Source organism: Paenibacillus sp. A3 (assembly GCF_001399685.1).
Taxonomy (GTDB): domain Bacteria; phylum Bacillota; class Bacilli; order Paenibacillales; family NBRC-103111; genus Paenibacillus_G.
The window spans coordinates 20,353-30,026 of record NZ_JTHN01000125.1; the positions used below are offsets into that span (position 1 = coordinate 20,353).

General features: G+C 60.7%; 3 protein-coding genes. All 3 read left to right on the forward strand.

Going from position 1 to position 9,674, the window contains the following annotated elements:
* Positions 1-120 precede the first annotated feature (120 nt).
* The 3 genes from addB to QJ48_RS19120 all read left to right on the forward strand — a co-directional run bounded on the left by addB (position 121) and on the right by QJ48_RS19120 (position 9,339).
* Positions 121-3,801: a helicase-exonuclease AddAB subunit AddB gene (addB, locus tag QJ48_RS19105; RefSeq protein WP_054975119.1), complete on the forward strand. Its 3,681-nt coding sequence runs from the start codon at positions 121-123 to the stop codon at positions 3,799-3,801.
* Positions 3,798-7,796, forward strand: coding sequence for a helicase-exonuclease AddAB subunit AddA (gene addA / locus QJ48_RS19110; protein WP_054975120.1), 3,999 nt, complete (start codon positions 3,798-3,800; stop codon positions 7,794-7,796). Before addB ends, addA begins: the two co-directional genes overlap by 4 nt.
* A gap of 364 nt (positions 7,797-8,160) precedes the next feature.
* Positions 8,161-9,339: an exonuclease SbcCD subunit D gene (locus QJ48_RS19120; RefSeq protein WP_054975122.1), complete on the forward strand. Its 1,179-nt coding sequence runs from the start codon at positions 8,161-8,163 to the stop codon at positions 9,337-9,339.
* Positions 9,340-9,674: the final 335 nt, after the last annotated feature.

The window sequence follows — 9,674 nt, forward strand, 5'->3', positions numbered from 1 at the left end:
GGGTGTTCCGGTGTATTCGATTGTGCTATACTATTCCAAAACCTGTCTTTTCCGCAATGTCCGACATTTTGGTAGAATAGTAGAGTTACGTGAATCGAAGCGAAATTTGGAGGAGCGACTATGGCTTTTCAATTTGTGCTCGGCCGTGCGGGCAGCGGCAAAACGACGTTTTGCCTGAACGCGATCAAACAAAAGCTGCTGGAGCAGCCGGACGGTGCGCCGCTGATCTGGCTTGTGCCGGAGCAGGCCAGCTTTCAGACAGAATATGCGCTTGTGTCCTCCCCGGAGCTCGGAGGCACGCTGCGCGCTCAAGTGCTCAGCTTCCGGCGGCTTGCTTGGCGCGTCATGCAGGAGGTGGGCGGCACCTCGCGCCTGCCGATCGATGAAACAGGCAAAAAACTGCTGCTTCACCGCATTTTACATAAACAAAAAGAGCGTCTCCGCCGTTTTCAAGCGTCGGCGGGACAAACGGGCTTTCTGGATAAACTGAACGAACTGTTTTCGGAGTTGAAACGATACTGTATCAGCCCCGATCAGCTCGAGCAGTTTTATTCGTCTCGCTTCGTTTCCGGCGGCGATGCTTCCGGCACGCTTCCGGACAAGCTGCACGATTTGCAGCTTCTGTACGGCGAATTCGAGGCGGAGTTGTCCAAGCTGTACCTGGACGGGGAAGATTATTTGACGCTGCTGGCCCGCCAGGTCGGCGAATCGGCGTATTTACGGGGCGCGGAAATATGGGTCGACGGGTTTCACGGATTTACGCCTCAGGAGCTTGCCGTCCTGGAGCAGCTTGCTCTGTATGCCGGGCGGGTCACGATGACGCTCTGCTTGAACCGTCCGTACGCGGGCGGGGAGCAGCCGCACGAGCTGGACTTGTTCCATCCGACCGCTCGTACGATGAAGGCGCTCCGGGAGCGTCTGGATGCCTTGGAGGTGGAAACCGAAGCCTCGATCGTTCTGCCGTCGTCGCCTCCGGCAAGATTCCGGGATACCCCGACACTCGGCTTTTTGGAGGCGCAATGGGAGGAGCGGGTGAAAAAGCCGTTCCGACCCGAGCCGGAGGACAACCGGCTGCCGGCCGTTCGCATATCGGCGGCGGTCAGCCGCAGGGCGGAGGTGGAGTCGCTGGCCCGGGACGTCGTCAAACTGGTCCGCGACGAAGGGCTCAGATGGCGCGACATCGCCGTGTCGGTCCGCAACATGGAATCGTATGGCGAGCTGATCTCGGGCACGTTTGCCGACTACGGCATCCCGCACTTTTTGGATCATAAGCGGCCGGTTGTGCATCACCCGCTCGTCGAATTGATTCGCTCCGCGCTCGAAACGGTCAACCATTATTGGAAATACGAAGCGGTTTTCCGCGCGGTCAAAACCGGATTTTTCCTGCCGTTCGGCGAGGCAAAAGAGCGGAAGGACGGTTTGATCATCGACCGGCACGCGATGGACCAGCTCGAAAACTATGTGCTGGCGTTCGGCATTCAAGGACACAAATGGATGAAGGATTGGACATATTCGTACCGGACCACGCTCGATCAGGACGAGACGCAGGCGAGCGAGGCGGACGAGGTGTTTCTGCGTAAGCTCAACGCCTGCCGCAGGCTGGTGGCCGAACCGCTTGGGGCGCTGCAGGCACGCATGCGCCGGAAAGCGACGGTGCTTCAGCGGGTGGAGGCGCTGTACGGCCTGCTGGAGCAGCTTCGGGTGCCGGAGCGGTTGGAGGCTTGGAGCCAGGCGTCCCTCACGCAGGGACAAGCGGAGAAAGCGCGGGAACACGCCCAGGTATGGGAGCGGGTCGTCGATATGTTCGATCAGCTCGTGGAGCTGATGGGAGACGAGACGATGACGCCGGAAACGTTCGCGGAGCTGGTGGACACGGGACTTGAAAGCATCAAGCTCGGCCATGTCCCGCCCACCCTCGATCAGGTGCTGGTCGGCAGCATGGACCGGACCCGTTCCGGCCAGGTCAAGCACATGTTCGTGCTTGGCGTGAGCGAGGGGGTCATGCCCGCCAAAATGCCCGAAAGCGGCGTCTTGTCGGAAGCGGAGCGCGAGCAGTTGGCCGGAAACGGGCTGCAAACCGCCGAAGGAAGCCGGAGGCGGCTGCTTGACGAATCGTTCTTGATCTACTGCGCGTTTTGCGCGCCTTCGCACGGATTATGGCTCAGCTACCCGCTGGCCGACGAGGAAGGGAGGTCGCTTCTGCCTTCGGACGTGATCCGGCAGGTGAAGCGGATGTTCCCGTCGCTGCAGGAGCGGCTGCTGTTGAACGATCCGGCCCCGGAGAGCCACGCCGGCGAACAAATGGAGTACGTCGCCCGCCCGGATAAGGCCTTGTCCCTGTTGATGGTGCAGCTAAAGCAGTGGATGGGCGGGGCTCCGATGAACGCCGTCTGGTGGTCGGTGTACAACTGGTTCGCCCGGCAGCCCGAGCACGCTTTGAAACTGAAGCGGATGGTACAAGCGCTGCTTTATTCGAACCGGGCGAAGGAATTGAGCGCCGAAACGAGCCGCGAGCTGTACGGGGAAAGCATCCAGACGAGCGTATCCCGGATGGAGCGCTTCGTCGCGTGTCCGTTCTCCCAGTTCGTCTCGCACGGACTGCGGCTGAAGGAACGCCGTATTTTTCGCTTGGAAGCGCCAGATATCGGGCAGCTGTTTCACGCCGCATTGACCAAGTTCGCGGAGCAGGCGGAGCGCGAAGGGTTCGACTGGGGCGGCTTGTCGGCCGCGGAATGCGAGCAGCGGGCGGCGCTTGTCGTCGACGCGCTTGCGCCGAGGCTGCAGGGCGAAATTTTGCTCAGCTCCAAAAGGTATTCCTATATTGCGCGCAAGCTCAAGCAGGTGATCGGACGGGCGGCGCTGATGTTGGGCGAGCACGCCCGGCGGGGACAGTTCCGGCCGATCGGACTGGAGGTCGGCTTCGGGAGCGGACAGCCGATTCCGCCGCTTCTTTACGATTTGGACAACGGCGTGCGCATGGAGCTGAGGGGAAGAATCGACCGGATCGACCGGGCGGATACCGAGCAAGGAACGCTGCTGCGGGTGATCGACTACAAGTCGAGCTCCAAGGCGCTGAATATGACCGAAGTGTATTACGGGTTATCGCTGCAAATGCTCACGTATTTGGACGTCATTCTGACGCATGCGCCGATCTGGCTCGGTCACGAAGCGCAGCCGGCGGGCGTTTTGTACTTTCATGTACATAATCCGGTGTTGAACGCAAGAAACGGGCTTTCCGCCCAAGAGATCGACAGCGAATTGAAAAAGCGGTTCAAAATGAGAGGGCTGCTTCGCGCCGACGCGGGTACGGTCCGGCTGATGGACGGAGGGCTGGCGGAAGCCGGAGGACATTCCGACCTGCTGCCGGTAGCGCTCAAGACGGACGGCAGCTTCTATAAAACGTCGTCGGTTGCCTCCGAAGAACAGTGGAACACCGTTCGGCGGTACGTCAAGCGGACGATCCGCGAGATCGGGACGTCATTAACGGACGGCACCATCGAGATCGCGCCTTACCGGATGGGGCAAGCGACGGCCTGTACGATGTGTGCGTACCGCTCCGTATGCCAATTCGACACGCAGCTCGACGGCAATGCGTACAAGCAGCTTACGCCGGTCGGCAAAGACCGGGTATGGGAAATGATGGAGCAAAAGGCTGCTTCCGCTCCACGTTCCGCCGGAACGGCTTACCGGCCGCGAGCCGCCGCGAAACGGCCGACTGCGGAAGAGAGCCGGATAGCGGAGCCGGAGGAAGAAAACGCTGCGGACGGGCCGGATAACGAGAATGGAGGGAACGAACAATGACGGAAACGATGCCGAAGCCGGAGAACAGCACCTGGACGGACGAACAATGGCAGGCCATCGCCGTCCGCGGCCGTTCTACGCTCGTCGCTGCCGCTGCGGGCTCCGGGAAAACGGCCGTGCTGGTCGAGCGGATTATCCGCCGCATTTCGGACGAGCGCGAGCCGCTCGACGTGGACCGGCTGCTGGTCGCTACGTTCACCAAGGCGGCGGCCGCGGAAATGCGCCACCGGATCAGCGAGGCGCTGGAGAAGGCACTGGCGGACAATCCGGGCTCGGATCACCTGCGCAAGCAGCTTGCGCTGATGCCGCAGGCGTCGATTACGACGCTGCACTCCTTTTGTATGGAGGTCATTCAAAGGCATTACCAGCGGATCGGACTCGATCCGAACTTCAGAATTGCCAACGAAACGGAAAGCGCGCTGATGCGGCAGGATTTGCTGGAGGAGCTGCTGGAGGAGCGGTACGGCGAAGCAGGAGAAGGCGATTTGTTCTGGCGGTTGGCGGATTCGTTCAGCGGGGACAAAAACGACGACGCGCTGTTCTCGTTGGTGCAGCGGCTGTATGACGATTCGCGGAGCCACCCGTGGCCGGAGCATTGGCTGAACGAGTGCGTCCGCATGTTCGAGCAGCCCGTCACTTCCGGCGACAATCCGTGGCTGGCCAGCTTGCTTGCGTACGTTCGCCTGGAGCTGCAGGCTATGGTCTCCAGGCTTCGGGAAGCCGTGCGGATCGCGGAGCAGCCCGGAGGACCGGCGCCGTATTTGACCAATCTGCAAGATGACGTCGCGGTCGTCGGCGAGCTGCTGGAGCTGGCTGAAGCCGGTTCGTGGGAACCGCTGTATCAAGCGTTTCAGGGCGCAGCTTTCGGCAAGCTGAAGGCTTGCCGGGGGGACGGCTTCGACAAAGCGCTTCAGGAGCAAGTGAAGGACATGCGGGGCGAGGTCAAAGACCGGCTGAGCGAATTGAGAGAAGAGCTGTTCGGACGGACGCCGGAACAGTACGAGGTGGAGCTGCGGACAATGCGGCCGATCATGGAGGCGCTCGTCGGCTTGGTGATCGATTTTGGCGAGCGGTACCGGACGGCCAAAATGAGCAAGCGGCTCGTCGATTTTGCGGATTTGGAGCACTTTTGCCTGAAGATCCTCAGCGCTGACGAGTCGCTGCCCGAGAAGCCCGTTCCTTCCGATGCAGCGCTGGAATACCGGGAGCAGTTCGCCGAGGTGCTGCTGGACGAGTATCAGGATACGAACCGCGTCCAGGAAGCGATTGTCCAGCTGATCGCCAAGGACGCGCCGGGCAACCGGTTTATGGTCGGGGACGTCAAGCAAAGCATCTACCGGTTTCGTTTGGCGGAGCCGGGCTTATTCCAGGAGAAGTACAAAAGCTATCGTACCGATGGCGGCGTGCCGGGGCAGCGCATCGATCTGGCGCGCAACTTCCGCAGCCGCCGTCAAGTGGTGGACGGCACGAATTTTATTTTCCGCCAGCTGATGCACGGAGACGTCGGCGAGATCGACTATGACGAGCGGGCGGAGCTCGTATACGGGGCCGGCTATCCCGAGCCGCCGAACGCAAGCGGCGCATTTGCGGCCGAGCTTGTGCTGATCGACCGGACGCCGCAGGATGCCGATGTGCCGGGAGAGAACGCCGGGGATTCCCCGGAGGGCTTTGCCGCCGGGACGGAGGAGCCGGCGGACGAGGCGGCAGCCGAGGTGCGCGAGCTGGAGACGGTACAGCTCGAAGCACGGTATATCGCGCGGCAAATCCGCGAAATGATGGGGATGGACGGCGGAAGGCGTCGGCAGGTATTCGACAAATCCGCCAAAGGTATGCGCGACGCCCAGTTCCGGGACATCGTCGTTTTGCTGCGGGCGACGCAGCAGTGGGCACCCGTCATGATCGAGGAGCTGCGGCAGCAAGGCATTCCCGCTTACGCAGAGCTGAGCACCGGATATTTTACAGCCGTTGAAGTGCAAATGGTATTGTCGCTGCTTAAAGTTATTGACAATCCGTATCAGGACATTCCGCTGGCATCCGTGCTGCGTTCTCCGATCGTGGGGCTCGACGCCGAGGAATTGGCGCATATCCGCATATGCCGGCCGCATGGGGCGTACTTCGACGCCGTGAGGGCCTACGCGCCGAGAGAGGCCGCGAATTCCGAACCGGACCGCGGAGTAGCCGGGGCTGTCGAAACGTTCGCGGCACACGAAGTCGACGAGGCAGAGCCGGCCTGCGAGGGCAGCGGGACGGGGGACGAAATTCAGCGGAACCCGGAAACGCGGCGCAAACTGCGGACATTTCTCGATTGGCTCGGGCAGTGGCGACTGCAATCGCAGCAAAGCTCGCTGGCCGATTTAATTTGGGACATTTACCGGAAAACCGGCTATTTCGATTTTGTCGGCGCCATGCCCGGCGGTCCGCATCGGCAGGCCAATTTGCGGGCGCTTTACGACCGGGCGCGGCAGTACGAAGAGACGTCGTTTCGCGGGCTGTTCCGGTTTTTGCGTTTTGTCGAGCGGATGCAGGACAGCGGCGGCGACCTGGGAACGGCCCGGGCTCTTGGCGAGCAGGAGGACGTCGTCCGCATCATGACAATCCATAAAAGTAAAGGCTTGGAATTTCCCGTTGTCTTTGTCGCCGGGATGGCCAAGGCGTTCAACCGGCGCGATTTGACGGACAGTTTTTTGCTGCACAAGGAGCTTGGGTTCGGACCGAAGCTGATGGAGACGGAAACGCGAGTCAGTTATCCGACCTTGCCGTGGCTGGCGATCCGGCGCAAAATCGAAATGGAAATGCTGGCCGAAGAAATGCGCGTGCTGTATGTAGCGCTGACCCGGGCGCGGGAGAAGCTTATCCTGATCGCGTCGGTCAAAAATTTGCAGAAGCAGCTGGACGCGTGGGGACGGTTTGTTCTGCATGATCGGCTGACGCTGCCGGACGACGCATTGGCAGGCGCGCGCTGTTATTTGGATTGGATCGGTCCGGCGCTAGTTCGGCACCCTGATGCGGAACCGCTCCGGGAAGCAGGCGGTCTGGACTATCGGCTCTGGCCGTTTATGGACGGCGAACCCTCCGAATGGCAGGTGCGCCTGTTGAGGCCGGAGCTGTTCGCCGGGATGTCCCAGGCTGCGGCGGCGGTGAGCTTCGCGGATACGCGCTGGCAGTCGGTGGTCCGGCTGGAGCCGGTCGATGACACGGAGCGGTGGGAGCACGAAGTATGGCGGCGCTTGTCCTGGAGCTACCCCCGGGAGGATGCGACGTTGGTGCTGTCCAAAACATCCGTTACGGAGCTGAAGCGGCATTCGGAGCACCGGAAGCTTCTTGAGCTGCTGTCGGAGGAGCCGTCTGCGGCATTGTGGCCGGGAGTCGGGACGGAGTCCGGAGAGCCAATGATGGGGTCTAGGTCGGGAGCGGACGGCGCGGCTTTTCAAAAATTGATTGTTCGAAGACCGCGCTTTATGGAGCGGCGTGAGCAGAATGCAGCCGAGCGCGGAACGGTGTTTCACACCGTGATGCAGCATATGCCGATGGATCGCCTCCCTTCGGAATCCGATGTCCGGGAGCTTCTGGCCTCTCTGGTGCGGCGCGAGCTGCTGACGGATGAGCAGTGCGGTCTGGTCGACCCTGCGGTGATTGTGACGTTTTTTCAAAGCGAGCTGGGACGGCGTCTGCTTCACGCCAAGCGGGTGCACCGGGAAACGCCGTTCAGCTTCGGGCTGCCTGCGCGAGACGTCTACGGCCCGGACCGGGGCGGATTGTCGGACGAGACGGTGATGCTGCAGGGCGTGATCGACTGTCTGATCGACGAAGGCGACGGCCTTGTGCTGGTGGATTTCAAGACGGACCGGTTAAAAGGGGCTTCTCCGCTTCGGGCGGCGGAAAAATACCGGCTGCAGCTTGACTTGTACGCCAGAGCCGTCGAGACGATCTGGAAGCGGCCGGTAACCGGAAAATATATCTTTTTATTCGACGGAGCTCATGTGGTGCAGCTGTGAATGAAGTAAGAATGGAAACAGACGCAAGGTATGATCGGACGTCGCCCATGGAAGCGGAGCAAGACATATAGCTTGGCTTAAGCAAATGAAGAGTGTTGAGAAAGTGAGCTTTTGCAAATTTAGAGAAGCAAACGGAGGCGGGGTATCCACTGGAGAAGCGATAGCGGCCGCCTTTGTCTTCGGGAAATATCCGCTAACAAGCGGTTTCCAATCAAAATTTCCCGATGACAACAGCGGTCGGAAGTGGATAACCCACCCCATCATAACCTCTATAATCCCGTTTGACCACTTTCTCAACAAGCTCGACCTGGCTTAAGCCAAGCGCCGCCCCATGGCGACGCTAAGAGGGAAGGAAGGAAAAGCTATGCGGATATTGCATACGGCGGATTGGCATTTCGGCCGGACGCTGGAGGGAAGAAGCCGGCTCGCCGAGCAGGAAGCGTTCGTCGACGAGCTGGCCCTTCTCGTGAAGGAGCAGCAGATCGATCTGGTGCTGCTCGCAGGAGACGTTTACGATTCGGTGAATCCTCCGGCAGCAGCCGAGCAGTTGTTTTACGACGCACTGGCGCGTCTGTCGGATCAAGGACAGCGGCCGGTGTACGTCATTGCGGGCAACCACGATCACCCCGATCGGCTGGCTGCCGCCGACCCGCTGGCGCACAAGCTTGGCGTCACGCTGGTCGGTCTGCCGGAAGCGCGAGTGCATACGGTGGACATCCGGCGCACGGGCGAAACGGCGGTGCTGTTCGCGCTGCCGTATCCGTCCGAGTCGCGGCTGCGCGAGCTGCTGTCGGAGGGTGCTGACGAGACGCTGCTTCGGGCCGTATATTCCGAGCGGGTGCGGCATATCGTCGCGGAGCAGGCAAAGCACTACCGCGCGGATACGGTCAATTTGCTTATGAGTCATCTGTATGTGCTCGGCGGGCAGGAAACGGAATCGGAGCGGCCGATTCAAGTCGGAGGCGCTTATACGGTCGACACGCCGGCGCTGGAAGCCGGGGCGCAGTACGTTGCCTTGGGCCATTTGCACCGGCCGCAATTTTTGAAGTCGGAGACGACGACGATCCGCTACAGCGGCTCGCCGCTCGCTTACAGCTTTTCGGAGGCCGGGCAGGCCAAATCGGTCACAGTGCTCGATCTGAAACCGGGAGCGGCTCCCCAATTGGAAGAAATCTTCCTCTCCAGCGGGCGTCCGCTTGTGGAGTGGAAAGCCAAGGGCGGGCTGGCGGAGGTGCACCGCTGGTTGGACGAAGGCAAGGATGCCAACGCTTGGATCGATCTGGAGGTTCACTTGCAGGAGACGATGTCGATGGAACAGCTGCACCGGCTGCGGCTGGCCCGGGACGGGTTTATTCATATCCGGCCGGTGTACCCGGATCTGGAGGCGTCGCTGCAGGAAGCCGTTTCGGCGACGAAGCTGCCGATGGACGAACTGTTCCGCCGCTTCTACGAGCGGCAGACCGGCGGGGCGCAGCCCGAGCCGGAGCTGACCCGGCTGTTTCTGGAGCTGTTACATACGGAGGAAGACGATCCGGCGGTGTAGCCGGATCGGGCTGCTGAGAAAGAGGTTTTTTGACTGAAATAGGAGATACATACATAGGTGTGGGGTATCTACTGGAGGAACGATAGCGTTCGCCTTTGTCTTCGGGAAATACCCGCTGCTAAGCGGCTTTCAAATAAAGATTTCCTGCAGACAACAGCGACCGGAAGTAGATACCCCCCCTCGTACACCTCTGTTCTCTCAATTGACCACTTTCTCAACAAGCTAAGCCGGCGGTGTAGCCGGAAATTTATAGAGTAGATTGGAAAGGGGGCTCGCTCATGCGGCCGATTCATTTGCAAATCGCGGGGCTCCAAAGCTACCGGGAAGCGCAGGAT